Below are 23,518 nucleotides of genomic sequence, written 5' to 3'. Positions count from 1 at the left end.
GTGTCGTGGCATGGCCGAGCGAGGGAGGTCAAATCATGAGAGTCAGAGTGTGCATGGTGGTGGCCCTGATGCTGGCGGCGGTGCCGGTTGCCGAGGCGGCGGTTGACCGTCCGGTTGAGCAGCTCGTCCGCGAACGCTGCCGGAAGTGCCATGGCCTCAATGGTCTGAGCAGCGAACCGGAGTTTCCCAAGCTCGCTGGGCAGGATCCCGATTACCTGACGCGCCAGATGGCCAATTTCAAGACCGGAGTGCGCAAGAGTGCGCGGATGAAGCAAAGGGTTGCGGACCTTAGCGGCGGCGAAATGAGAGCCCTGGCGGAGTATTTCAGCGAGAAGTCGCTGGTTCCGGAACGCACGGCCGATCCGGCGCTGGTCGAGATCGGTCGACGCATCTATTTTTCCGGACAGCCGACCCAGGGCGTGACCGCCTGCACGACCTGTCACGGCCCGGCGGGGCGCGGTGCAATCTATTTGCCGCGGCTGGCGGGGCAGCATGCGGAATATCTCGCCGCACAGCTGCGTGCGTTCCGCAGCCATTCGCGCACGTCGCCCAACATGGTGATGCATACGGTCGTCGAAAACATCACCGATCCCGAGATCGAAGCGGTCGCACAGTTCCTTAGCGTCATGGAGTGAATGCGCGACGCGGGATCTGGCCCGGAACGCCGGTTGCCGATTCGGACGAGAGTCCGCCTGGCCGGGTGATGCCGGTAGCCCGCGCTGAAGGCGAATTCGCGCGCGCCGCGTCACGTGGCGAATGAGACTTTGCGCTCAAGTTTTGTTCGCATCGTCCGATAAGCTGACCGTGGCCCGGCGCGGCCTGTAATTATTTCCGGAGGTGTTTTGTGCTGAATTTTTACAACCTGAGCGTCGGTTTTCGCCTGCGCCTCATCGTGATCATGGCCCTCGCCATGTTCGCGGTGGTGATGTTCGAGGCGGTTGGATCGCTCAGGGAAGTGTTGGCGGACGAGCGGAACGAACAGACGAAAAATTCGGTCGAGGCCGTGCACGGCATCCTGGAGTATTTCCAAAAGCGTGAGGCAGCCGGTGAGATGACCCGCGAAGCGGCGCAGGACGGGGCGAAGGCGGTGATTCGCGGTCTGCGCTATGGTGACGGCGAGTATTTCTGGATCAATGACATGCAATCACACACCGTGATGCATCCGATCAAGCCGGAACTCGACGGCAAGGACATGCGCGAAGTTGTCGACCCGAACGGCAAGCGCCTGTTCGTCGAATTCGTCAACACCGTGCGCAAGTCGGGCAGCGGCTACGTCGACTACCTCTGGCCCAAGCCGGGCGCGACGGCGCCGCAACCCAAGGTGTCCTACGTAAAGGGCTTTACTCCCTGGGGTTGGGTGGTCGGCACCGGCGTGTATGTGAACGATCTGGATGAAGTGTTCTGGGTGCATGCGTCGCATTCCCTGATCCTCGGGTCCATCGCGACGCTGCTGCTGCTGGTGCTTTCCTGGCGCATCGGACGCGGGGTCTTGCGTCAGCTTGGTGGCGAGCCGTCCGACCTGCAACGCATTGCGGCGCAGATTGCAGAGCGCGATCTGACCGCGCAGGTCAAGGTGAGGGAGGGGGACGCACGAAGCGTCACCTATGCGATGGACCAGATGCAGTCGCGCCTGGCAGAGGTGATCCGCAGGGTGCGCGACAACGCCCACGACGTCACCGATGCCGTGCGCCAGGCCGCCGACGCCGGGCGTGCCATTCACGACGCGTCGTTGCGACAGACCGAAGTCGCGGGCAGTACGGCGGCGGCGATCGAGCAGATGGCAGTCAGCATCGCGCATGTCTCGGAAAACACCGACGAGGCGCGTGGCAATTCACAGCGCACCGTGGACGTGGCGCAGCGCGGCGAGGCTCTCGCTCGTGATGCCTCCGAGGGCATCGCGCAGATCTCCGATACCGTCACCGGCGCTGCAAAGCAGATTCAGGTGCTGCGCGATCGGTCTGGCGAGATCGGCAAGATTGCCGACGTGATCCGCGAGATTTCCGACCAGACCAATCTGCTGGCGCTCAACGCCGCGATCGAGGCGGCGCGGGCCGGCGAGCAGGGCCGCGGGTTCGCGGTGGTCGCCGACGAAGTGCGCAAGCTCGCCGAACGTACGGGTGCGGCAACGGCGCAGATCTCGCAGGTGATCGTCTCCGTGAAGGCCGAAACGGAAAGTGCGGTGGCCAGCATCGAACAGATCGTGCCGAAGGTCGATTCCGGCGCGCGCCTGTCCAAACAGGCCGCCGATGCGCTGCGTGAGATCCGCGAGGGCGCGCGCGACACGCTGGACCGACTGGAAGACGTCGTGTCGTCGATGAAGGAATTGACGTCTGCGAGCAACAGCGTCGCCACCAACATGCAGGAAGTGGCCGAGATGGCCGAGCGCAGCAGCGACGAGATCCGCTGCAGCACCGAATCCACCGAGAAACTCAAACACAGTGCCGAGGCACTTGAAAGCCTCACCGCGGGATTCCGCGTCAGCTGATTGATGTGCCGACACCGGGCATCCGGTGTCGTTTGATCTTGGTCAATGGAGCAAAGCTGACCGGTCGGTAAACTTTGCTCTCTCTTTTTGTCCAGGGTCGTTCCATGTCCGCCATCCAGTCTGCCCCCGCAGCCGCCCGCATGTTCCTGTCCGGCAACGACGCGGTCGCCCGCGCAGTCTGGGAGGCCGGCACCCGCGTCGCAGCCGCCTATCCCGGCACCCCGTCGACCGAAATCCTCGAGGTGCTGTCGCGCTACCGCGACCTGCATACCGAGTGGTCGATCAATGAGAAGGTCGCGCTTGAAGTGGCGCTGGGTGCGTCGATGGTCGGTGCGCGCGCCTTTTGCGCGATGAAGCATGTAGGCCTGAACGTCGCTTCCGACGCGCTGATGACGATGACCGTGACCGGTACCGAAGGCGGTCTGGTGATTGCGGTGGCCGACGATGTCGGCATGTCCTCGTCGCAGAATGAACAGGACTCCCGCTACTGGGGCCGCTTCGCGCACGTTCCGGTGCTCGAACCGGCGGATTCGCAGGAGGCCTACACGATGACGCTTGCCGCCTTCGAGTTGTCCGAGCGCTTCAAGACCCCGGTGATCCTGCGTCTCACCACCCGAATTTGTCACGTCAAGGGTGTCGTTCAGACGGGCGAACGCCAGGCGTTCGAGCCCACTGGCTTCGTCAAGGATCCGCGCCACTGGGTGATGGTCCCCGGCAATGCCAAGCCACGCCTGCCGTTGATGTTTGCGCGCGAAGCGGCAGTGCGGGCCGAGGCGGAAGTTTCGCCGTTGAATATGCAGATCGATGGATCCGACCGCCGCATCGGCTTCATCACTTCCGGCCCGGCCTTCATGCACGTGCGCGAAGCCTTTCCCGATTCGCCGGTCTTCAAGCTCGGCCTGTCCTGTCCCGCGCCGCTGGAAAGCCTCGGGCGCTTCGCCGCGACGGTCGACTCCGTATTGGTGGTCGAGGAAACCGAACCGTTGCTCGAAACCGAACTGAAAGCCGCCGGCATCGCCTGTCACGGCAAGGACGTGCTGCCGCGCATAGGTGAGCTCGCCCCCGACGTGCTCGAACCGGCGGTTGCCCGCCTGCGCGGCGAGATCGTTGCGGAGCCCGAGCACGTCGTGCCGCAGCAGGTGTTCCCGCGCCCGCCGACGATGTGCGTCGCGTGTCCGCACCTGGGCGTGTATTACACGCTGTCGCAGATGCGCAACGTGCTCATCTCGGGGGATATCGGCTGCTACACGCTGGGGGCGGGACACCCGTGGAACGCGCTCGATACCTGCATCTCGATGGGCGCCTCGATGGGTATGGCGCTGGGCATGGACAAAGGGCGTGGCAAGGTCGACGCGAACAAGAAGGTGGTCGCGGTGATCGGCGATTCCACCTTCATGCACATGGGCATGCAGGGACTGCTCGACATCACCTGGAACCGCGGCAACGTCACGGTGCTGCTGCTCGACAACCGCGCCGTCGGCATGACCGGCGGACAGGACAATCCGGGTACCGGGCGCGACATTCACGGCGAGGAAACGGCGCGCGTCGATTTCGCCAAGATTTGCGAAGCGCTCGGGGTGAAGAAGGATCGCATCCGCGTCGTCGATCCCTACCAGCTGCCGGTGCTGTTCAAGGCGCTGCGCGAGGAAACCAAGATCGAGGAGCCCTCGGTCATCATCACCGACCGGCCGTGCGTGCTGATCGACCACTACAAGCCGACGAAGTCTTACATGGTGATGGAGGACCGCTGCACCGGCTGTGGCAATTGCGTCGAGGTCGGTTGTCCGGCGATCCATGTCACCCGCCGCGGCAAGGAGGTCAAGGCTTCCGGCAAGGAAGTCGACCTGTCCTTCGTGCGCATCGAAACCTCGGCCTGCACAGGTTGCGGCCTGTGCGTGCAGCCCTGCGCGCCGGAGGCCATCGTCCACGCCGAACCCGTCCAGACCATCCAGTTCGTGAGGAAATGAACGCCATGTCGAAAATCACCAATATCCTCGTGTGCGGCGTCGGCGGGCAGGGCGTCATGACGGCCACCGAAATCCTCGCCGAAGCTGCAATTTCCCTCGGCTTCGACTTAAAGAAAACCGAAGTTGCCGGCATGAGCCAGCGCGGTGGTGTGGTCACATCGCACCTGCGCTTCGGCACGGTCGTGCTGTCGCCGCAGATCCTTCCCGGTGAGGCGGACCTGCTGGTCGGCTTCGAAGCGGCCGAGGCGCTGCGCTGGGGGCACATGCTGCGCCCGGGCGGTGTTGCGCTCGTGAATGTCGGGCGCATCGTCCCGCCGGTGGTCAACATCGGCCTGTTCGACTACCCCGCTGACCCCGTCGCCGAAATGCGTGCACTCGGCCTGACCGTCCATGCCTTCGATGCCACCTCGCTGGCCGTGGAACTTGGCAACATCCGCCTGGGCAATACCGTCATGCTTGGTGCCAGCTCGGATCGCCTGCCGTTTCCGGCCGAAGTGCTGCGCGATGCGGTCCTCGCCCGTTTCGGCACGCGCAAGCCCGATCTGGTCGAGGCCAACCGCGCTGCCTTCGAGCTTGGTCGCCGCGCAGTCGCCGGTGAAGCGCTCGCGGCCTGAGGGGCCGGGAGGCGCACGTCGCCCATCAATCATCGCCCGCTGTCAAAGCTGATTCCGGCAAGGTGTAGGCCCCGACGGCGGATGTTTCGGGCTGAGGCGTCCGCCACGCGCCAACGAAGCGCGGAACATCCGCCGTCGGGGGCGGTTCTCGTCCAAAGCCTTCCATGGGAGTGATTCGCGCACAAGCCCCTGATCCTGCGATAAAATCACAGGTTTTTTCAGGGCATCGACCATGACGGCTCGCATTCTCGACGGTAACGCCCTTTCCGCCCGCGTCCGCGGCGAACTCGCCGAACGTGCGGCGGCATTGACCGCGCGCGGCGTTCAGCCTTGTCTCGCGGTGATTCTGGTGGGCGACAATCCGGCTTCCGCCGTGTATGTGCGCAACAAGGTCGCTGGCTGCGAAAAGGCCGGCATCCGCTCGCTGCGCTACGATTTCGCCGCCAATGTCGACGCCGCGGAAGTCATGGTGAAGATCGCCGAACTCAACGCCGACCCCGCTGTGCACGGCATCCTCGTTCAGCTCCCGCTGCCGAAACAGTTCAATGAAGCCGAAGTGCTCGAAGCGATCCGTGTCGAAAAGGACGTCGATGGCTTCCACGCCGAGAACGTCGGCCGTCTGTCGCAGGGGCAGGAAGCCTTCCTGCCCTGTACGCCGCACGGCGTCATGAAGATGCTCGAAGCCGAGAGCGTGCCGGTCCAGGGCGCCGAAGCGGTCATCATCGGCCGCTCCAACATCGTCGGGAAGCCGATGGCGATGCTGCTGACCAACGCCGGCGCGACCGTCACCGTCACCCACTCGAAGACCCGCGATCTCGCCTTCCATACCCGCCGTGCCGACATCCTGGTTGCAGCGATCGGCAAGCCGCGCTTCGTCACCGGCGACATGATCAAGCCGGGCGCCGTCGTCATCGACGTCGGCATCAACCGCCTCACTGAAGGGCCGGATGCCGGCAAGCTGTGCGGCGACGTCGATTTTGCCTCGGCGAAGGAAGTCGCTGCGCTGATCACCCCGGTGCCCGGTGGCGTCGGCCCGATGACCATTACCATGCTGCTCGCCAATACCGTCGAGTCGGCCGAACGCGCTGCGCGCAGAAAGAGTTAAGACAATGAGCGACAAACCCCTGGTCGGCATCATCATGGGATCGAACTCCGACTGGCCAACGATGCAGGCCGCGGCGAAGATCCTCAAGGAATTCGGAGTGCCCTACGAGGCACGCGTCGTGTCCGCACACCGTACGCCCGACCTGATGTTCGCCTATGCCGACACCGCGCGCAGTCGCGGCCTCAAGGCGATCATCGCCGGCGCCGGCGGTGCGGCCCACCTGCCGGGCATGGTCGCGGCCAAAACGACGCTGCCGGTGCTTGGCGTGCCGGTGCAATCGAAGGCGCTGTCCGGGCAGGACTCGCTGCTGTCGATCGTGCAGATGCCCAAGGGCATTCCGGTCGCGACCTTCGCGATCGGCGAAGCCGGTGCGGCCAACGCCGCACTGTTCGCCGTCGCGCTGCTCGCCAACGCGGACGCTGCCCTCGCCGCGAAGCTCGAGGATTTCCGCACCCGCCAGGCCCAGGCGGTGCTCGACATGACCCTGGACGACCAATGACGATGCCCACGCTTTCAGCGCTCGCTGCTGCGCTGTCGCCCGACAGGGCGAACGTCCTTCTTGGGGCGGCCCGGCGGAGGGCGTCATGATCCTCCCGCCCGCAACCCTGGGAATGCTCGGTGGCGGCCAGCTTGGCCGCTTCTTCGTTTCTACCGCCCACGAAATGGGCTACAAGGTGTGGGTGCTCGATCCCGATCCGCACAGTCCCGCCGGCCTGATCGCCGATCGTCATCTGGTCGCCGCCTATGACGACTACACCGCGCTCGACGACTTTGCCGGCGGCTGTGCGGCAGTGACGACGGAATTCGAGAACGTCCCGGCGACGACGCTCGACTACCTTGCGAAGTTCATCCCGGTGCATCCGTCCGCGAGCGCGGTCGCGGTGTGCCAGAACCGCATCGCGGAAAAGACCTTCCTCGCCGAAAACGGCTTGCCGCATGGTCCCTTTGCCGTGATCCGCTGCGAGGAGAACCTGCGCGACATCGATGGCGCGCTGTTCCCGGCGATCCTCAAGGTCGCCCGCTTCGGCTACGACGGCAAGGGGCAGGCGCGCGTGGCCAATCGCGATGAAGCGCTGCACGCTTTCCACCAGTTCGGCGGCGAGTCCTGCGTGCTCGAGAAGATGCTGAGCCTCGACAGCGAGGTCTCGGTGGTGCTCGCGCGCGACGAGTCGGGCGTGGTGCGCAGTTTCCCGGCGGGCGAAAATCGCCACCGCCACGGCATCCTCGACGTCACGATCACCCCGGCGCGCGTCGGCCCCGTGCTCACCAAACTTGCACGCGAGGCCGCTGAGCGCATCGCCGGGCAGCTCGGTTACGTCGGCACGCTGGGTGTCGAGTTCTTCATCTGCGGCGGCCAACTGTACGTTAATGAAATGGCGCCGCGCCCGCACAACAGCGGCCACCACACGATCGACGCCTGCGTCACCAGCCAGTACGAACAGCAGGTCAAGGCGCTGTGCGGCCTGCCGCTGGGCGAAGCGCGCGCCCACAGCGCCGCCGTGATGGTCAATCTGCTCGGCGAGTTGTGGTACGACGAAGCTGGCGATTACCGCGAGCCGGACTGGTCGCTGCTGCAGGCCGTGCCGAACCTGCGCCTGCACCTGTACGCCAAGCACCACGCCCGGCCGGGACGCAAGATGGGCCACTTCACCGTGATCGGCGACGATGCTGCGAAGGTGCTGGACACCGCGATGCACGCGCGTGCGGCGATCGGCATCCGCGATGACGGGTACTGATTCCGGCACCTCCGCGATGGTGTCGACCGCAGGTGCTCCACAGGCCGGCGTCGTGACCGCCGACGATATCCTTCGCGCCGCCGCACTGCTGCGTGCTGGAGAACTCGTCGGCATGCCGACCGAAACCGTGTATGGGCTCGCGGCGGATGCGCTGAATGTCGAAGCGGTCGGCAAGATCTTCTCTGCCAAGGGCCGTCCGGCCGATCATCCGCTGATCGTGCACCTGCCCGACGCTGCGCACCTGACGCACTGGGCGCGCGCAATCCCGAAGGAGGCGATCGCTCTTGCGCGTGCCTTCTGGCCGGGCCCGTTGACACTGATCCTGAAGCGCGAGGAGGGCGTGCCCGACGCCGTCACCGGCGGGCAGGATACCGTCGGCCTGCGTGTGCCCGATCACCCCGTCGCACTCGCGCTGCTGCGCGCGTTCGACTCCGGCATCGCCGCGCCATCCGCCAACCGCTTCGGTCGCATCAGCCCGACCACCGCCGCCCACGTGCGCGAGGAACTCGGCGACAAGGTCGCGCTGGTCCTTGACGGCGGTCCCTGCCAGGTCGGCATCGAATCGACGATCCTCGACCTGTCGCGTGACGCTCCGGTGATCCTGCGCCCCGGCGCGATTTCCGCCGAAGACATCGCCCATGTCATCGGCCGCACACCGCAGTTGCGTCAGGCGCATGCGGTGGAGGGCACAGCCGCCGCAGCGACCGACACTGATCAGCCGCGCGTCTCCGGCTCGCTCGCCGCACACTACGCCCCGCGCACGCCCTTGCAGACGGCGTCCGCCGCGTATCTCGTCGAAGAGGCCGCGACGCTTGCCGGCGAAGGCAGCCGCGTCGCCGTCCTGGCGCGCGAATGCGCCGATCCGAAGGATTCCCGGCTGACCTGGCGCAACGCGCCCGCTGACCCCGCCGGCTACGCCCATGAACTCTACGCCAGACTGCGCGAACTAGATGGTTGTGGCGCCGACATCATCGTCGTCGAAGCGCTGCCGGACACCGCCGATTGGCAAGCTGTCGCCGACCGCCTCGGGCGCGCCGCAGTCGGCTCCGGTGACGGTAAGGAGTCCGGCGACGAGCGCGACGAAACCTGAAGGACAAGTCGGCCTTCCAAAATCGAAAAAGCATCGCTATAATTCGCCGCTCTTAAGGGCCGATAGCTCAGCTGGGAGAGCGCTGCGTTCGCAATGCAGAGGTCGGGAGTTCGATCCTCCTTCGGTCCACCACGAACACTTCCGGGACGTTCCGGACAAAGCCGGGAAAGCCAATAAACACAAGGCTTCCCGGCTTTTTTTCGTCTGTAGTGTTCCGATATGGGTCATTGCAAGCTGGGGGTATGTGGAGGTAGATTGCACGGTATGTCCCTACCAATTCGCATAGCTGCGAATTGGTACCCCCAAATTGCGAGGAAGTCCGCGAATTCACTGCGTTTTTCGCTCCGCATTCTGATGGGGGATCGTGTCCCGCGGCGTGGCGCAGGAAGCGGTGGCAGGTCATCGGCGCCGGCATGGCAGGAGCGCACGTCAGGCTGCCACCGCAGGCAGGCTGACATTGGGATTGTCGCCAAAATCGGCGTGAGGTGCCCATCATGAAATCAATCGACACCAGCAAGCTTGATCGTATTGTCGCCGAGGCCCGCCGTGCTGCCGACGCCCGTAGTCAGGGTTACCGCGAGCGAGCCTTAAAAATTTACCCGTGGATCTGTGGGCGTTGTGCGCGGGAATTCACACTCGCGAATTTGCGTGAGCTGACAGTTCATCATCGCGATCATAATCACGACAACAATCCGCCTGATGGCAGCAACTGGGAGTTGTTGTGCATCTATTGTCATGACAACGAACATCAGCGGGAGCTTGAGGCGCAAGCCGGGGGGAGTGCGCTGACGGACAATGGTGTTGTGGCTACGCATTCACCGTTTGCGAATCTCAAGGCTCTATTGGGTAACAAGAAGCCGTAAGACCGGCTGCCTGTCTGCGCGAAACGGGTTGCAGCGGGTCATGACGTGTTTCCCCCGCGCTCTTCAGTCACTTTGGAGAAGCGAACAGGCTTTCGTGTGATGCTCACCCTGCCTTACGGAAGGTCAGATTGATGCGTTGGCTGCCGAGGAGGGAGTGATGTCCTTCCTTGAGTGGCAGGACGCCGTGAAATCTTAGCCTTGCCGGTCCGCCCCACACGACAACGTCGCCGTGCATCAGTGGGACACGAAGGTTCTTGTCGGCGCGTTGGAGGCCGCCGAACAGGAAGACGACCGGTAACCCCAGCGAAATGGAAACGATCGGGGCGTCGTGGTCGCGTTCATCGCGGTCCTGGTGCAGCGATAAGCGTGTGCCGGGGACGTAGCGATTGATCAGGCATGCGTCCGGCTGGAAATTGGCAAAACCAGCCTGTGCTGCGGCGTCCTGCGCCAGATCTCGGAACTCATCCGGCATCGACGGCCACGGGAGGGCGCTTTGCGGGTCCGCGGCTGTATAGCGATAGCCCGTTCGGTCCGATACCCAGCCGAGTGGGCCACAGTTCGTCATCGCGACCGACATGCGCAAGCCGCCGGGGGTGAGCATGTGGCGGAAAGGCGCCTGTTCGATCACCTGCTCGAGCGCCGCCAGCAGCGCCGTAGTCCTCGACGTTGCAAAGCCGCGCAAGAGCACGGCGCCGGGGCCGAGTGACGCGGACGGTGGGCCGGGGTGGTCGAGGATTTCGAATAGATCTTGTGTCATTCAGGTGTGCCAACGCGCTTCCGGTTGGCGCGATACCGGATCACGACGCGTGTGCAGTGAGGGTTCGCTGCGTGCCTGCGATTGGAGTCATCGGGACGCGATCGGGTTCGACGGTGTAGTGTTGAGCGCCCGGCAATCGGTGAACCACTTCGTGAATATGGCTTCCGCGGCAGCATCGTCGGTCAGGCTGTCGCGGGTCTGCACCACGGATTCTGGCAGATCGATGATTTCAAGCTCGTATTCGAGGTATTCGATATCCATTTTGGTGCTCCCTCGTCCAATTCGGCCATATGGTCTGGACATGGGACCAGCTTAGTACTGGAGAGGTCGCGACGTTCCGGGAATAAGTGCGACGAAACCCGCTCAATTCAGCTTCATGATGAAGCGCCGAAGTGGGTCAACCCAGTCCGAGACTGACGTGCTTGATCGACAGATAGCTTTCAATGCCGTAGCTACCCCCTTCCCGCCCGAGACCGGATTGCTTGACGCCGCCGAATGGTGCCGCTTCGGTAGTGAAGGAGCCGGCATTGACCGCTACCACACCGGCTTCGATGGCTTCGGTGAGGCGCCAGATGCGGGAGATGTCGCGGGTGAATACGTAGCTTGCGAGGCCGTAGTCGGTGGCGTTGCTCATGGCGATGGCGTCCGCTTCAGTGCTGAAGCGCATCAGCGGGGCGACGGGGCCGAAGGTTTCTTCGCGCGCGACGATCATGGCACTGGTGACGCCGGTTAGCACTGTGGGCTCGAAGAAGGTTCCGTCGCGGCCGAAGCGCTGGCCACCAGTGAGCACCTTGGCGCCGTGCGCGATGGCATCGTCGACGTGGCGCTGCACCTTCGTCAGCGCGAGATGATCGATCAGCGGCCCGACCAGCACGCCCGGTGTCAGGCCCGGACCGACCTTGAGTCCTTTCGCTCGCTCGGCCAGCCGGGTGGCGAAGGCGTCATGAATGCCGTCCTGGACAAGGAAGCGGTTTGCGGCCACGCACATCTGGCCGGCGTTGCGAAATTTGGCGTTGATGGCGCTTTCGACGGCGACGTCCAGGTCGGCATCGTCGAACACGACAAAGGGGGCGTGCCCGCCGAGTTCGAGCGAGAGGTTCTTCAGCGTGTCGGCGCTCTGCCGCATCAGTTGGCGGCCCACCTCGCTCGAACCGGTAAAGCTCAACATGCGGATTGCGGGATGGGTCGAAAGCTCGCGTCCGATGGCTTCCGCAGCGTCGCCGTCGCCGGTGACGACGTTGAAGACGCCGGGTGGCAGGCCGGCTTCTTCGGCGAGTGCTGCGAGCGCGAGGGCGGTGAGCGGGGTCTGCTCTGCGGGCTTGAGTACGACGGTACACCCGGCAGCGAGTGCCGGGGCGAATTTGCGGGCCAAGGTCGCGGCCGGATAGTTCCACGGCGTGATTGCCGCGCAGACGCCGATCGGTTCGCGCAGCACCCATCCACGCCGGCCGGGGTGGCTCGTCGGCAGCACGCCGCCAGTCAGGCGCTTGCCTTCCTCGGCATACCATTCGAGGAAGCCGGCGGCCTGCAGGACTTCGGCATGGGCATCATTCAGCGCCTTGCCTTGTTCGGTGGTCAGCAGGCAGGCGAGATCATCCGCACTGTCGAGGATCAATTGCTGCCAGCGGCGCAGGATGGTGCTGCGCTGTTGTGGTGTAAACCGGCGCCAAGCCACAAAGGCGACCACGGCAGCCTGGATGGCGCGGCGCGTTTCTTCCGCCCCCATGTTCGGCACTTCGGCGACAAGGGAGCCGTCCGCCGGGTTGCGGACTTCGAAGCAGGTCCCGTCGTCGCTCCCCACCCAGTCACCGCCGATATATGCCACGTTGCGGATCAGCGCGCGATTCCGAAGGCCGTGCTGGGGGTCGGAGAGGGGGAGCCTCATGTTCATGGTGCGATGTTCATCCTGAGCGTAGGGTTGAGGTGGAGGCATCACGGGATGCGGCAGTCCCACCAGAACAGCGCGAAGAATACCTTGACATGGGCGTCTTCGTCCGCCGTATCGCCGCCGTGGATCGAGCGTGATGATGTTCATGACGCGTTCGCGTCGGGGGGCTCCATCCGTTGATCGGGCGCTGCCGCTCGCGGTGTCTACCGCTTCACGGCAGCGGCGATTCTCCGGATGAATGCCGGGATGTATTTAAGTAGAATCTGATTCACCAGAGCATCTTCAGGTAATGAGCCATGGATATGTTGCTCGCCTACGTTGGGCCCGTTCTTTACGGGGGGATTGGTAACCTTGCGGCTTACCTCGCGGCCCATGTGTTGCTGTGCCTGCTGCCGGCCTTCTTTATTGCCGGAGCCATGGCGGCCCTGATTCCGAAGGAGACCATCACCCGTTTCCTGGGGCGCAACTCAAGCAAGGCGGTTTCCTATCCGGCTGCGGCGGCCGCAGGTTCGCTGCTCGCAGTCTGCTCCTGCACGATCGTTCCGCTGTTTGCCGGTATCTACAATAAGGGCGCGGGTCTGGGGCCGGCGATCACCTTCCTGTTCTTTGCCCCGGCAGCCAACATTCTTGCGCTGGTCTATACCGGCGGAATTATCGGTCCCGACCTGGCCGTCGCGCGGCTTATCCTTTCCCTGATTTTCGGCATCGGCATCGGGCTGATCATGGCGCTTGTCTTTCGCGACGACGATGCCGCACACGATCGCGCGACCGATACGCTGTTTGCCGCTCAGGGGGCGGAGGGCATGGGAAGGTGGGCGATCCTCTTCCTGTTCGTCTGGATTGCGTTGCTGCTGGCGGGAACCCTGAAGCTGGGGATCCTGACCGGCTCTTATGTTGAATTTGATCTGCCGCTGTCGGGCGCGGGGGCGTGGCAGCAAAGTCTCGATCGGCTTGTGCCCTACGACGCCGGCAAAGGCGAGGAGGGCGTGTCGGTCCAGGGTGTGGTTTTGATCGCGCTGCTTGCTGCGATCGGATGGAGTGCCTGGCGCGGGCTGGAAAATATCCAGGATGGCGCAAATGTCTGGACCCGCATAAGTCTCGTCCTGATCGGCGTGACGCTCCTGCTGGCGTCGCTTGCCGTCGAGTCGACAGAAACTGGCCTGCATATCGGACTGACCGGGAAGTTTTTCGGCGTGAGCATCGCGCTGGGCGCATTGTACCGAATCGGCAGCGTGCGCCTCTCGGTGGATGAGTTGCGGGATTGGTTGTGGGAGTCCTGGCGCTTTGTGAAGCAGATCTTTCCGTTGCTGGTCGTTGGTGTCTTCATCGTTGGCATGATCCGTGTGCTGATTCGCCCGGAGTGGATCGAAGCGCTGGCCGGTAGCAATTCCGTGCTCGGTAACCTGACGGGGGTCGCGTTCGGCGTTTTCATGTACTTTCCGACCCTGGTCGAGGTGCCGATCGCCAAGATGTTCCTTGACCTGGGGATGCATCGTGGGCCGTTGCTGGCCTATCTGATGTCCGACCCGGAACTGTCGCTGCAGAGCATTCTCATCATCTCCGCAATCATCGGCAGGAAAAAAACCGCTACGTACGTCGGGCTGGTTGCCTTGTTCAGCGCCAGTGCCGGAATGACTTATGGTGCCTGGGTCAATGGGGTCTCGGTCTTCGTCCTGGCGCTCTGGCTGGCCGGATTCATCGCGGTGCTGGCCGCTTTGCTGTCCGTCGCTAGTCGCCATTCAAACGCGTTGAAAGGAGTCTGATCATGCTGACCATCAAGGTACTCGGCCCGGGGTGCGCCAATTGCAGGAAACTCGAGGAAGTGGTGCAGAGTGCCGTGGCGTCGTTGCAGGTCGAAGCGCAGATCATCAAGGTCACGGACATGCAGGAGATCATTGCGTACGATGTGCTGAAGACGCCCGGCCTGGTGATCAACGGAAAACTGGTTTCCTCCGGCAGGATTCCTGTCCCCGCTGCGGTCGCCGAGTGGATTCGGGCTGCTGAATGAATCGGACATGGCAGCCGATCAATGGCGTGACTGAAAGGGGCACTGTCCTTGCCAACTTGATCGTCGGGCGTTCCGAAGCGCGTCCGGGCGCTTGCATTCGACATGGATAATGAGGTTTGATCTGGTCATGCTGCAGCGGGGAGCGTGTTTCGGATTCGCCCGCATCGTGGTCTAGACTGAGGTAAAAACAAGGAGCTCGTCATGACCACGATTGCGCGGTTCCAGGTCGAGTACACCCGGTTTGTCGATCCTCAAGGCGAGGCGACCCAGCCCTTGCCCGAGTTTGCGCTCGATCCCGCTGCACTGATTCCCCTGTACCGTGCGATGCTTCTGACGCGCACCTTCGACACCAAGGCAATCGCACTGCAGCGCACCGGCAAGATCGGCACCTTCGCGTCGGCGCTTGGGCAGGAGGCAATCGGGGTTGGCGTTGCCAGCGCGATGCGTGCCGAGGATGTGCTGGTGCCGTCCTACCGCGACCACGCAGCCCAGTTCATGCGCGGTGTCACGATGTCGGAAAGCCTCCTGTATTGGGGCGGTGACGAGCGGGGGAGCAATTTTGCCGTGCCGCGCGATGACTTTCCGATCTGCGTGCCTATCGCGACCCAGGTGTGTCACGCGGCCGGTGCCGCCTACGCGTTCAAGCTGCGCAGGGAGGCGCGCGTCGCAGTGAGTTTTCTTGGCGATGGTGCGACTTCCAAGGGCGATTTCTATGAAGCGCTGAACTTCGCCGCGGCGTGGCAAGCGCCGCTGGTGGTGGTGGTCAACAACAACCAGTGGGCGATTTCGGTGCCGCGCAGCGTGCAGACAGTGGCGCAAACGCTCGCGCAGAAAGCGATTGCAGCGGGGTTCGAAGGCTGCCAGGTGGACGGCAATGACGTCATTGCGGTGCGTCACGCGGCCCAACAGGCAATCGAGAAAGCGCGCACAGGCGGTGGTCCGAGCCTGATCGAAGCGATCAGCTATCGCCTTGGCGATCACACCACCGCCGACGATGCGACACGTTACCGTGATCCCGAAGTTGTTCAGCAGCAATGGGCATTCGAACCGATCGTGCGCCTGCGCAGCTATCTGTTGCGCGTGAATGCGTGGAGCCAGCAGGAGGAAGAGCAACTCGTCAAAGAGTGCACGAATGCGGTCAATGAAGCAGTGGAGGCCTATCTTGCGATGCCGCCACCGACCACGGCGGCAATGTTCGATCACCTGTATGCGACGCTGCCGGCTGCGCTGCAGGAGCAGCGCGACACCGCGCTCCACTTTGCGCCGCCGCAAGGAGGCGAACATGGCTGAGCTCAATCTGATCGAGGCGATCAATCACGCGCTCGCATACGAGATGGCGCATGACCCGGCGGTGGTCATGCTCGGCGAGGACATCGGCGTCAATGGGGGAGTTTTTCGCGCAACGGTCGGCCTGCAGCAGCAATTCGGCGCCGAACGGGTGATCGACACCCCGCTCGCGGAGACCGCGATCGCCGGTACGGCGATCGGTATGGCGGCGATGGGACTGAAACCGGTCGCGGAGATCCAGTTCTCGGGCTTCATCTACCCGACGATCGATCACATCATCAACCATGCCGCGCGGCTGCGTAATCGCACACGCGGCAGGCTGTCGTGCCCGATGGTGCTGCGCTCACCCTGCGGCGCCGGTATCCATGCGCCGGAGCACCATTCGGAAAGCCCGGAGACGCTGTTCGCGCACATGCCGGGACTGCGCGTGGTGATGCCGTCGTCGCCGTCGCGGGCCTATGGCCTGCTGCTGGCGGCGATGCGCGATCCCGATCCGGTGATCTTTCTTGAGCCGACGCGGCTGTACCGTCTCTTCAAACAGGAAGTGGTGGATGACGGTACCGCGCTCCCGCTCGACGTGTGCTTCACGCTGCGTTCCGGGACCGACGTGACGCTCGTCAGCTGGGGTGCGATGCTGCACGAAACCCAGGCGGCGGCCGACGCGCTGGCGCAGGAAGGGATCATGGCCGAGGTGATCGATGTCGCAACGTTGAAGCCGCTCGACATGGAGACGATTCTCGAATCGGTGAGTCGGACCGGACGCTGCGTGATTGTGCATGAAGCGGCGCGCACTGCGGGATTCGGCGCGGAAATCGCTGCCAATCTGGCCGAGCACGGCTTGTATTCCCTGTTGGCACCGGTGCAGCGCGTTACGGGATACGACATCGTCGTTCCGATGGCGCGGCTCGAGTATCAGTATCTGCCGAGTGTCGAACGTATTGTCGCGGCAGTCCGGAAGACGCTGGAGGGCTCATGAAGATCTTCAAACTGCCTGACCTCGGGGAAGGGCTGCAGGAAGCGGAAATCGTGGAATGGCACGTGAAGGTCGGTGATGAGGTGCAGGCCGACCAATTGCTGCTGTCAGTGGAAACGGCCAAGGCGATCGTCGAGATCCCGTCACCGCAAGCGGGCCGTATCGAAAAGCTGTTCGGTCAGCCTGGACAGATCGTGCATGTCGGTGCGCCCTTGGTCGGCTTCGAAGCTGCGGCCGAAGACAGCGACTCCGGTACCGTGGTCGGTGAAGTGCAGGTCGGCCACCAGTTGCAGCAGGAAGCACCGGCCGCGGTGGGGCGGAGCGGGGCGGCGATCAAGGCGACCCCCGCCGTACGCGCGATGGCGCGTCAGCTGAATGTGGAATTGGAGATGGTGACACCGTCCGGCCCCGATGGCGTGATCACCGCTGCCGACGTGCAGCGCGTCGCGAAGATTCTGGCCGAAGTCGGGCCGGCGGAAATCCTGCGCGGGGTACGGCGTGCAATGGCGCAGAACATGACGCTGGCGCAGAGCGAAGTGGCCGCCGCGACGGTCATCGACGACGCCGATATTCATGCCTGGCAACCTGACAGTGACATCACGATCCGTCTGGTGCGCGCGCTGGTCGCGGGCTGCCGGGCCTCGCCGGTGCTGAATGCCTGGTACGAAAGCCATACCATGGGGCGCCGTGTGCTGAGCAAGGTCGATGTCGGCATCGCCGTGGATCTGCCGGAGGGCTTGTTCGTGCCGGTATTGCGGGATGTCGCCAATCGCGATGCAGCTGATCTGCGCCACGGCCTGGACCGCATGCGCGCCGATGTCGTCGCGCGCAAGATTCCGCCCGAAGAGCTGCGTGGCAATACGATCACCCTGTCGAACTTTGGAATGATCGGGGGCAAATATGCGGCGCCGATCGTCGTGCCGCCAACCGTCGCGATTCTCGGCGCCGGACGGGTGCACGAGCAGGTGCTGGCGGTCGATGGCGTGCCCACAGTGCGCCGGGTGCTGCCGCTGAGCCTGACTTTCGATCATCGGGTCGTGACCGGTGGCGAAGCGGCGCGTTTCCTGGCCGCCGTGATCGCGGATCTGACGTTGCCGAGCTAGTGCTAGGGCCGAAGGCAGCGAAAATCCGCGGCGGGTGACGATCGCCGACCTTCTGTGGACCTGGAGCGCCCGCCAGCCCATGGCCGCACCGGGTCACCGCAACACGATCGGAGCGATGGCCCTGACCCACGCCGCATATTCTGCGGGTTAGCCTAGCCTGTTTTTGCCGGTGTGCGGGCTGCGCTCCACGGGAACGGCGGGCTCCAATTGCCATCCCGCCCGGCACGTGTCATGCGTCACGGTCGAGAATCAGCCTTTTCCGCTAGAGTTGTTTCCAGATGTTATGCAGATACCCTGTATCTGTCGGCATCGATTTGGCTGGGCCAGTTGGCGCTTGGGGAGGGCGTGTCGTCCTGCCCCGAATCGAATGAATCCTGCGCACGGGACGGACAAGGAAATGAAAAAATACCGGATTCTTGCCCCGGCAGCCTTTGTGGCTGCAATGTTGTCGCCGCTGCTGGCTCATGCCGCTCCTGTCACGGTTTCCATCGCGTCGGGGGCGTGGGTTGCCGGTAGTGGGTGGGGGGCCTTATGCGCCGGAAGCGACTGTGACCCGACCCATTCTTTCTTGAACGTCGGTTGGAGCATTGATTCGGCACTGGCATCGACGTCTTTTGTTCTCAACAATGTTGGTGCCAGTCAAACCGTGAATTTCGGGTATGCGACTTTCGCGGAGGAAGACTCCTTCATAGACCACGCTGAGACCGACGATCTGATCCTCTCGGCCATCCTGAATTTCAGTTCTCCGACACTCGGACAAACCAGCAGTGCAGCAAGCGCTACGGCAAGTTTCGGTGCACTCAAGGATAACGGAGCGCTGAACGAAGACCTGCATGCGAGTTTCGATTCCGTGCTTCTCGCTTTCGCCACGGGCGGGGAAATCAGGATAGATTTTTCGTCGCTGTCCTGGAACTGCCAGGGCACGAACGAATGCAGTTACAAGAAGCCGGATGACAACCTGATCCGGGCAACCTTCACGCTGACGAAAGACGCCGCAGCGACAGTGCCGGCGAGCGTTTTGGCAGTGCCGGAGCCGTCGTCCCTGCTGCTGTTGGCGGGTGGCCTGGCAGCTTTGGGGTTCCGCCGACGGAAGGGTGTTCTGGCCGCTCAGTGACGGGGAGTCGTGGTGTGATCCTCTTCCCTTGCTTACGCACAGGCTCCGAAGATGGGTACCTTGTGTCGGCGCCGGAAGGCGATCAACGTGAAGTGCTCGTCCCACGCAAGGGAGCGCAGTCGTAGGGGTTTGACCCAATACCCACACTTGCGTCATTGGTTAATGATTCCCGCGAGCGTCGGGAAGATTGGTGTGTATCGGTTTGTGAATTAGTTTTAATCAATATTATTAAGTTCTTGATACTGGTGTGTTCACGCGGCAGTGCTCTTGGGCATTGCCGGTGTATGGCAGCGAGAAGCGGTGATGAAGATAGAGACGTAGAGCTTATTCTTATCCTAGGAGCGGAGACCATGAAGAGCAGAACCAGGGTGGCAAGCGTGGTTGTGGTGCTGGCGGCGATGGGCGCGTGGGCGGGGCCTGCAAGCGCTGTCGAATTTGTAAAGTATTCTGGGGAATGCGCAACTGAACTCAATGCCGTAGGCCAGGCAATCGAAGACGCGACTTTCCTTGGAAATAAAGCGACCACCGACGAAAGCAATTTGTTCGCGAAGCTCGATGCTGCCAATGCCAAAGTCGGCTTGGAGAAGTACGATGACGCGGTGGACAAGCTGATGAACATCGTAAGTACCGCCACGGCGCTCGCCAACGCAGCGAAACCAAAGCTCGATAGTGCTTACGGGATCAATACGGCGGCTGGGGCTGCGATGGACTGCGTGGGCGCTTTGGGGAACTAGTTTCCGATGTTTGCGACTGCGCAACAGCGCATATCACCTGCTGACGCCCTGCGATATTGGTGTTGGCAGGTGAGCGCAAAGCGTTTCGCCTTCAAGTCCGGTGCGACTGGCGAGTTCCTTCGCGTCGCAACGTGTTGGCATTGATCGTCAATATTCAGCCTCCCGTAGCCTTCCTGTACTGCATCCTCCGCCGCGACGGCGTCGCTCCGGATTCCAGGCCGACGATCACCTGGGGCAAGGTACGGTATCCTTTGACGATACCAACAGCCGATGCGACCAGGATGGAGCGAATATGGGATTGCAACAATCCGCCGATTCGGGCGTGGAGCCGTCGCGTGAAGACGTCGATCAACTCGAAGGACCGACCGTTATCGAATTCGGTGCACCCTGGTGTGGCTACTGCATGGCTGCCCGGCCATTGATCGACCAAGCACTCGCCAAGCATTCAAACGTACGTCACCTCAGGATCGAAGATGGTCCGGGTCGCCGCCTGGGCCGCTCATTTCGCGTGAAGCTGTGGCCGACGCTGGTGTTTCTGCGTCAGGGTGTCGAAGTGGAGCGTCTGGTCCGGCCGTCCGATTCCAGCACGATCGAAGGGGCGCTTGCACGGATCGATGGTGTGGCATGACGCCGTGTGACTTCACGACGCTGAATGACGCGGGGCTCAATCTGCAGGCCATTTTGAACCTGGACGATCTGCCGACGGACATCACCGCTGAACTCCGACGCTGTTACGACCCGGAAAATCGGTATCGCCAGCTGATCCTGATCGGCCATGCAGGGAAGACGCTGTGGGACGCCGTCACGGCGTCAGGGGGGGCTTCGGAAAACCCGATCGATGATTTCAGTGTCCAGACTGTCGAGCGATGGTTTTCGGCGCAGTTTGCCGACAAGCAGGGGGAAGTCATCTACCCCGGCAATATTGCGATAGGGCTGCAGAGGCTCGGGAAAATCGCGGGCTGGCACCGAGAGTCGCCGCTCATGGTCGGAATCCACCAGGAGTGGGGCACGTGGTATGCATACCGATTGGTGATGCTGACTGATACCGATCTCGCGCCGACCCCGCCCATGCAAGGGGAGCGTCCCTGCGATCGGTGCCAGGACACGGTGTGCATTACCAGTTGTCCGGCGGGGGCGCTGTCGGGCGGCACGTTCGCGCTGGAAAAATGCATCGGCTATCGCAAGGAACCCTTGTCACGCTGCGCGACGACTTGTATTGCGCGGGTGAGTTGCCCGGTGGGCAGCATCCACCGCTATTGCGACGACCAGATCCGGCATTGTTATTCGATTTCCCTGAAAGCCATCCAGCAGTTCTGCTGATCGTTCAGCCCGGGACGAAGGGATCGGCCTCGGAGCGCCACCCCTGCGGGAGCCATTTCAGATCCGCCGGTTCATCGATGTCGTGCATCCGTCGCAGGTTCTTCACTGTCCATCCGAGTCGTCCGAGCCGACACAGGGTTTCGAATGCGACGGTCTCGGTGCTCCACGGCATGTTGTCGAACAGCAGCGGGTGAAAGTGCCTGAGGCCCAGCAGGGCATAGCCGCCATCGGCCGTGGGTGCCAGGGCCGTGTCGTGTTCGTGAAGCGCGTGAGCGGCTTCCCGCAGGTGGGTAGCGCTCAGCGCCGGGCAATCAGTCCCGATCAGCAGTACCGATTCACCACCGCGGATCGTGCGTTCGGCCGCCCGTGCCATGCGCGCGCCGAGATCCCCGCCGCCCTGATCAGACCAGATGAGGCGATCGGGCAGGGCGAGTTGGTGCCATGCCGGGTCCGAGGGCGTCGGGCTCACGCATAGCTCGACAACACCGATATCGGCATCCACCGCCACATGGACCGCGTGCTCGCACATGCGCCGTGCCAGGCCGGCCGCGCGGTCCGGGCCGAGAGCGGGAATCAGGCGTGTCTTGACGAAGCCGGGAATCGGTGCCTTGGCAATGATGACGATACGCGTCGGCTTCATCGGTACGCCTCGGCCAGCTCGTGTGCGGAGGCGCCGCGCCAGTAGGCCCAGCGCAGGCGCCACATCAGGAAGATCGTGCGCCAGACGCCGCGCGTTTCCCAGCGGCGGCCCGAGGTCGTGACCTTGTCGACAATGCGCGCCGGCCGCGACAGGGTGCGCAGGCGCCTCGACAGTTCGACGTCTTCCATCAGGGGCTGATCGGGAAAGCCTCCGATGGCGTCGAAGGCGGCGCGGCTCAGGAACATTGCCTGGTCGCCCGTGGCGATGCCGGTCCAGTGCGAGCGCCAGTTCATCATGCAGGCGATCACGCGCAGCATCGTGGCGCACCCTGCAATGCGCACGTCGAAGCGGCCCCAGACATGCGCGGAGTCCTGCAGGGCATCGGCAATCCGCATGGCGGCCTGCTCGGGCAGGCGGGTGTCGGCGTGCAGGAACAGCAGCGCCCGGCCGCTGGCATGGGCGGCGCCGGTGTTCATCTGCCGGGCACGGCCGCGCGCCGAGTGCAGCACCGCAAAACCCGCGGCTTCGGCGCTGGCAACCGTGGCGTCTTCGCTGCCGCCGTCTACGATCAGCACTTCGGCTCCGGCCCGCGCCAGTGGCGAAAGGTGATCCAGCAAGTCCAACATGCCCGAAGCTTCGTTCAGCACCGGTACGATGATCGACAACTGCCAGGTATCGGTCGAAGTCATGCGCTCGCCCCCGGTTCCAGGCGGCTGATCCAGTCCGCCCTGAGGCCTTGCAGGCTCAGACACTGGTCGAGGTCGACGGCAAAGAAAGCAATGACCGGAATCACGACGAGGGCCGGGATAAACGGTTTTTCCACCGGGCTCACTCGTGTAGCGCGCCGCCGCAACTGCTGCCCTGACCGGCGGTGCAACCATAGCAATGATCGGCGACCGCAATCGCACGGCCTGCAGGGTCGGCTTGCAGCAGGTCGCGCAGATGCGGACGCGCCGGCAGACCGCGTGACGTGGCGGAATCGGCCGGCAGGGTCAGGCCGAGCTGCTGGTTGAAATCGCAATCGTAGAGATGGCCCTGCCAATCGACGCTGACCAGCGTGTGGCACATCACGTTAGCGAGATTGCCGGGCGCGAAGTTGTCCTTCAGCAGCCGCATGTAGCTGTTGAACTGCCCTTTGGAGACGAGCATCGAGCCGAAGCGCTGGATCGGCATATTGGTCAGCGCCAGGAGTTCGTTGAAGACGATGCCGAAGTGTTCACACAGTTCGCGCTTATAGGCGGCCTGCAGTTTTGCCTGATCCGGCGGCAGTGAAGGCCCCTGCGGGTTGTAGACCAGATTCAGCGTGAGCCCCGAACCGGGCTGGCCATATCCGAGCGCGTTGAGTTGCCGCAGCGCGGTGATGCTCTTGTCGAACACGCCCTTGCCACGCTGTCGGTCGACGTTTTCGAGCGAGTAACACGGCAGCGAGGCGACGACCTCGACCCTTTGTTCTGCCAGAAACTGCCCGAGATCTTCCTGGCCGGGCTCGAGCAGGATCGTCAGGTTGCACCGGTCGATGACCCGCAGGTCCAGCGCTCGGGCGGCGAGCACCAGCTTCCGGAAGTCGGCATGCAACTCGGGCGCGCCGCCGGTCAGGTCCAGCGTTGGGATCCGGCGTGCCACCAGCACCTGCGGAATCAGCTCGACGAGCTCGCTGGCCATCATTTCGGTACGTGACGGGCCGGCGTTGACATGGCAGTGCACACAGGCCTGATTGCAGCGATAGCCGAGGTTGACCTGCAGCGTCGTCAGCTTGCCGCGCCGCAGCGGAGGGAATTCGGTCGCGCGGAGGAGGGGAAGGGTGGCGTGCATGGGAGTCCTGCTGGTCGGGGAG

Annotated in this window: 25 protein-coding genes and 1 tRNA gene; 19 read left to right on the top strand and 7 right to left on the bottom strand. The window is 63.4% G+C overall.

From position 1 onward, the window contains the following. Positions 1 to 35 precede the first annotated feature (35 nt). From GPA25_RS16640 to GPA25_RS16595, 10 genes are all read left to right on the top strand, one after another. Positions 36 to 635: a c-type cytochrome gene (locus GPA25_RS16640; RefSeq protein WP_169261528.1), complete on the top strand. Its 600-nt coding sequence runs from the start codon at positions 36 to 38 to the stop codon at positions 633 to 635. Positions 636 to 844: 209 nt separating this feature from the next. Beyond that, on the top strand, positions 845 to 2,485 hold the full coding sequence (locus GPA25_RS16635) for a cache domain-containing protein (RefSeq protein ID WP_169261527.1): 1,641 nt from the start codon (positions 845 to 847) through the stop codon (positions 2,483 to 2,485). Positions 2,486 to 2,589: 104 nt separating this feature from the next. Beyond that, complete coding sequence (locus GPA25_RS16630) at positions 2,590 to 4,452, top strand: thiamine pyrophosphate-dependent enzyme (RefSeq protein WP_169261526.1); 1,863 nt, start codon at positions 2,590 to 2,592, stop codon at positions 4,450 to 4,452. Positions 4,453 to 4,457: 5 nt separating this feature from the next. Continuing rightward, positions 4,458 to 5,066 (top strand): indolepyruvate oxidoreductase subunit beta, encoded by a 609-nt coding sequence (locus tag GPA25_RS16625; protein ID WP_169261525.1) that lies wholly within the window; start codon positions 4,458 to 4,460, stop codon positions 5,064 to 5,066. A 232-nt stretch (positions 5,067 to 5,298) separates the two neighbouring features. Further along, positions 5,299 to 6,171 carry a bifunctional methylenetetrahydrofolate dehydrogenase/methenyltetrahydrofolate cyclohydrolase FolD gene (gene folD, locus GPA25_RS16620; RefSeq protein WP_169261524.1) on the top strand — a complete coding sequence of 291 codons (873 nt, stop codon included), beginning with the start codon at positions 5,299 to 5,301 and terminating at the stop codon, positions 6,169 to 6,171. Positions 6,172 to 6,175: 4 nt separating this feature from the next. Further along, a complete protein-coding gene (purE, locus tag GPA25_RS16615; RefSeq protein ID WP_169261523.1) occupies positions 6,176 to 6,670 on the top strand; it encodes a 5-(carboxyamino)imidazole ribonucleotide mutase in 495 nt (164 codons plus the stop codon). A gap of 85 nt (positions 6,671 to 6,755) precedes the next feature. After that, a complete protein-coding gene (locus GPA25_RS16610) occupies positions 6,756 to 7,907 on the top strand; it encodes a 5-(carboxyamino)imidazole ribonucleotide synthase (protein ID WP_169261522.1) in 1,152 nt (383 codons plus the stop codon). Positions 7,908 to 7,923: 16 nt separating this feature from the next. After that, the gene (locus GPA25_RS16605) at positions 7,924 to 8,997 is read left to right on the top strand and encodes an L-threonylcarbamoyladenylate synthase (protein ID WP_169261553.1); all 1,074 of its coding nucleotides are present in this window, start codon (positions 7,924 to 7,926) and stop codon (positions 8,995 to 8,997) included. Between the two features lie 56 nt (positions 8,998 to 9,053). Then, positions 9,054 to 9,129, top strand: a tRNA-Ala gene (locus GPA25_RS16600). Between the two features lie 362 nt (positions 9,130 to 9,491). After that, complete coding sequence (locus GPA25_RS16595; protein ID WP_169261521.1) at positions 9,492 to 9,860, top strand: YajD family HNH nuclease; 369 nt, start codon at positions 9,492 to 9,494, stop codon at positions 9,858 to 9,860. 103 nt (positions 9,861 to 9,963) lie between these two features. On the opposite strand, the gene alkB is transcribed toward GPA25_RS16595, so the two are convergent. From alkB to GPA25_RS16580, 3 genes are all read right to left on the bottom strand, one after another. Continuing rightward, a complete protein-coding gene (gene alkB, locus GPA25_RS16590) occupies positions 9,964 to 10,617 on the bottom strand; it encodes a DNA oxidative demethylase AlkB (RefSeq protein WP_169261520.1) in 654 nt (217 codons plus the stop codon). 87 nt (positions 10,618 to 10,704) lie between these two features. Next, positions 10,705 to 10,878: a hypothetical protein gene (locus GPA25_RS16585; protein WP_169261519.1), complete on the bottom strand. Its 174-nt coding sequence runs from the start codon at positions 10,876 to 10,878 to the stop codon at positions 10,705 to 10,707. Positions 10,879 to 11,014: 136 nt separating this feature from the next. Beyond that, positions 11,015 to 12,502 (bottom strand): NAD-dependent succinate-semialdehyde dehydrogenase, encoded by a 1,488-nt coding sequence (locus GPA25_RS16580; protein WP_211163180.1) that lies wholly within the window; start codon positions 12,500 to 12,502, stop codon positions 11,015 to 11,017. 299 nt (positions 12,503 to 12,801) lie between these two features. On the opposite strand from GPA25_RS16580, the gene GPA25_RS16575 reads away from it, so the two are divergent. From GPA25_RS16575 to GPA25_RS16535, 9 genes are all read left to right on the top strand, one after another. After that, complete coding sequence (locus GPA25_RS16575) at positions 12,802 to 14,268, top strand: permease (RefSeq protein WP_169261517.1); 1,467 nt, start codon at positions 12,802 to 12,804, stop codon at positions 14,266 to 14,268. Positions 14,269 to 14,270: 2 nt separating this feature from the next. Continuing rightward, entirely contained in the window at positions 14,271 to 14,513 is a 243-nt protein-coding gene (locus GPA25_RS16570) for a thioredoxin family protein (RefSeq protein ID WP_169261516.1), read from the top strand. A 201-nt stretch (positions 14,514 to 14,714) separates the two neighbouring features. After that, on the top strand, positions 14,715 to 15,803 hold the full coding sequence (gene pdhA / locus GPA25_RS16565; RefSeq protein WP_169261515.1) for a pyruvate dehydrogenase (acetyl-transferring) E1 component subunit alpha: 1,089 nt from the start codon (positions 14,715 to 14,717) through the stop codon (positions 15,801 to 15,803). Then, positions 15,796 to 16,776, top strand: coding sequence for an alpha-ketoacid dehydrogenase subunit beta (locus GPA25_RS16560; protein ID WP_169261514.1), 981 nt, complete (start codon positions 15,796 to 15,798; stop codon positions 16,774 to 16,776). The genes pdhA and GPA25_RS16560 overlap by 8 nt, the downstream gene beginning before the upstream one ends. Beyond that, positions 16,773 to 17,876, top strand: coding sequence for a dihydrolipoamide acetyltransferase family protein (locus tag GPA25_RS16555; protein WP_169261513.1), 1,104 nt, complete (start codon positions 16,773 to 16,775; stop codon positions 17,874 to 17,876). The genes GPA25_RS16560 and GPA25_RS16555 overlap by 4 nt, the downstream gene beginning before the upstream one ends. A 397-nt stretch (positions 17,877 to 18,273) precedes the next feature. Then, complete coding sequence (locus tag GPA25_RS16550; protein WP_169261512.1) at positions 18,274 to 18,990, top strand: PEP-CTERM sorting domain-containing protein; 717 nt, start codon at positions 18,274 to 18,276, stop codon at positions 18,988 to 18,990. Positions 18,991 to 19,340: 350 nt separating this feature from the next. Then, positions 19,341 to 19,724 carry a hypothetical protein gene (locus tag GPA25_RS16545; RefSeq protein WP_169261511.1) on the top strand — a complete coding sequence of 128 codons (384 nt, stop codon included), beginning with the start codon at positions 19,341 to 19,343 and terminating at the stop codon, positions 19,722 to 19,724. Positions 19,725 to 20,022: 298 nt separating this feature from the next. Then, entirely contained in the window at positions 20,023 to 20,352 is a 330-nt protein-coding gene (locus GPA25_RS16540) for a thioredoxin family protein (protein ID WP_425486404.1), read from the top strand. Further along, the gene (locus GPA25_RS16535) at positions 20,349 to 21,044 is read left to right on the top strand and encodes a hypothetical protein (protein WP_169261509.1); all 696 of its coding nucleotides are present in this window, start codon (positions 20,349 to 20,351) and stop codon (positions 21,042 to 21,044) included. The genes GPA25_RS16540 and GPA25_RS16535 overlap by 4 nt, the downstream gene beginning before the upstream one ends. A 4-nt stretch (positions 21,045 to 21,048) precedes the next feature. Here GPA25_RS16535 and GPA25_RS16530 read toward each other — a convergent pair whose 3' ends face one another. Genes GPA25_RS16530 through arsS form a run of 4 tightly spaced genes read right to left on the bottom strand, consistent with a single transcriptional unit; the run spans position 21,049 to position 23,496 of the window. Beyond that, positions 21,049 to 21,684, bottom strand: a complete 636-nt coding sequence (locus GPA25_RS16530) for a TIGR04282 family arsenosugar biosynthesis glycosyltransferase (protein ID WP_169261508.1) — start codon at positions 21,682 to 21,684, stop codon at positions 21,049 to 21,051. Beyond that, positions 21,681 to 22,373 carry a TIGR04283 family arsenosugar biosynthesis glycosyltransferase gene (locus GPA25_RS16525; protein WP_169261507.1) on the bottom strand — a complete coding sequence of 231 codons (693 nt, stop codon included), beginning with the start codon at positions 22,371 to 22,373 and terminating at the stop codon, positions 21,681 to 21,683. Before GPA25_RS16525 ends, GPA25_RS16530 begins: the two co-directional genes overlap by 4 nt. Then, the gene (locus GPA25_RS16520; RefSeq protein WP_169261506.1) at positions 22,370 to 22,507 is read right to left on the bottom strand and encodes a hypothetical protein; all 138 of its coding nucleotides are present in this window, start codon (positions 22,505 to 22,507) and stop codon (positions 22,370 to 22,372) included. The genes GPA25_RS16525 and GPA25_RS16520 overlap by 4 nt, the downstream gene beginning before the upstream one ends. A gap of 5 nt (positions 22,508 to 22,512) precedes the next feature. Then, the gene (gene arsS / locus GPA25_RS16515) at positions 22,513 to 23,496 is read right to left on the bottom strand and encodes an arsenosugar biosynthesis radical SAM (seleno)protein ArsS (RefSeq protein WP_169261505.1); all 984 of its coding nucleotides are present in this window, start codon (positions 23,494 to 23,496) and stop codon (positions 22,513 to 22,515) included. Positions 23,497 to 23,518: the final 22 nt, after the last annotated feature.

The sequence above is a fragment of the Aromatoleum diolicum genome (assembly GCF_012910955.1).
GTDB classification, from domain to species: domain Bacteria; phylum Pseudomonadota; class Gammaproteobacteria; order Burkholderiales; family Rhodocyclaceae; genus Aromatoleum; species Aromatoleum diolicum.
This window is presented reverse-complemented; position numbering and strand designations above follow the sequence as displayed.

What these genes read in the sequence shown, in the direction of transcription:
- GPA25_RS16530 (WP_169261508.1), bottom strand. Translation starts at nt 21,684, where the DNA reads ATGAAGCCGACGCGTATCGTCATCATTGCCAAGGCACCGATTCCCGGC.
- alkB (WP_169261520.1), bottom strand. Translation starts at nt 10,617, where the DNA reads ATGACACAAGATCTATTCGAAATCCTCGACCACCCCGGCCCACCGTCC.
- GPA25_RS16545 (WP_169261511.1), top strand. Translation starts at nt 19,341, where the DNA reads ATGAAGAGCAGAACCAGGGTGGCAAGCGTGGTTGTGGTGCTGGCGGCG.
- folD (WP_169261524.1), top strand. Translation starts at nt 5,299, where the DNA reads ATGACGGCTCGCATTCTCGACGGTAACGCCCTTTCCGCCCGCGTCCGC.
- GPA25_RS16525 (WP_169261507.1), bottom strand. Translation starts at nt 22,373, where the DNA reads ATGACTTCGACCGATACCTGGCAGTTGTCGATCATCGTACCGGTGCTG.
- GPA25_RS16555 (WP_169261513.1), top strand. Translation starts at nt 16,773, where the DNA reads ATGAAGATCTTCAAACTGCCTGACCTCGGGGAAGGGCTGCAGGAAGCG.
- GPA25_RS16610 (WP_169261522.1), top strand. Translation starts at nt 6,756, where the DNA reads ATGATCCTCCCGCCCGCAACCCTGGGAATGCTCGGTGGCGGCCAGCTT.
- GPA25_RS16550 (WP_169261512.1), top strand. Translation starts at nt 18,274, where the DNA reads ATGAAAAAATACCGGATTCTTGCCCCGGCAGCCTTTGTGGCTGCAATG.
- GPA25_RS16605 (WP_169261553.1), top strand. Translation starts at nt 7,924, where the DNA reads ATGGTGTCGACCGCAGGTGCTCCACAGGCCGGCGTCGTGACCGCCGAC.
- GPA25_RS16640 (WP_169261528.1), top strand. Translation starts at nt 36, where the DNA reads ATGAGAGTCAGAGTGTGCATGGTGGTGGCCCTGATGCTGGCGGCGGTG.
- pdhA (WP_169261515.1), top strand. Translation starts at nt 14,715, where the DNA reads ATGACCACGATTGCGCGGTTCCAGGTCGAGTACACCCGGTTTGTCGAT.
- purE (WP_169261523.1), top strand. Translation starts at nt 6,176, where the DNA reads ATGAGCGACAAACCCCTGGTCGGCATCATCATGGGATCGAACTCCGAC.
- GPA25_RS16575 (WP_169261517.1), top strand. Translation starts at nt 12,802, where the DNA reads ATGGATATGTTGCTCGCCTACGTTGGGCCCGTTCTTTACGGGGGGATT.
- arsS (WP_169261505.1), bottom strand. Translation starts at nt 23,496, where the DNA reads ATGCACGCCACCCTTCCCCTCCTCCGCGCGACCGAATTCCCTCCGCTG.
- GPA25_RS16580 (WP_211163180.1), bottom strand. Translation starts at nt 12,502, where the DNA reads ATGAGGCTCCCCCTCTCCGACCCCCAGCACGGCCTTCGGAATCGCGCG.
- GPA25_RS16585 (WP_169261519.1), bottom strand. Translation starts at nt 10,878, where the DNA reads ATGGATATCGAATACCTCGAATACGAGCTTGAAATCATCGATCTGCCA.
- GPA25_RS16625 (WP_169261525.1), top strand. Translation starts at nt 4,458, where the DNA reads ATGTCGAAAATCACCAATATCCTCGTGTGCGGCGTCGGCGGGCAGGGC.
- GPA25_RS16560 (WP_169261514.1), top strand. Translation starts at nt 15,796, where the DNA reads ATGGCTGAGCTCAATCTGATCGAGGCGATCAATCACGCGCTCGCATAC.
- GPA25_RS16630 (WP_169261526.1), top strand. Translation starts at nt 2,590, where the DNA reads ATGTCCGCCATCCAGTCTGCCCCCGCAGCCGCCCGCATGTTCCTGTCC.
- GPA25_RS16535 (WP_169261509.1), top strand. Translation starts at nt 20,349, where the DNA reads ATGACGCCGTGTGACTTCACGACGCTGAATGACGCGGGGCTCAATCTG.
- GPA25_RS16595 (WP_169261521.1), top strand. Translation starts at nt 9,492, where the DNA reads ATGAAATCAATCGACACCAGCAAGCTTGATCGTATTGTCGCCGAGGCC.
- GPA25_RS16570 (WP_169261516.1), top strand. Translation starts at nt 14,271, where the DNA reads ATGCTGACCATCAAGGTACTCGGCCCGGGGTGCGCCAATTGCAGGAAA.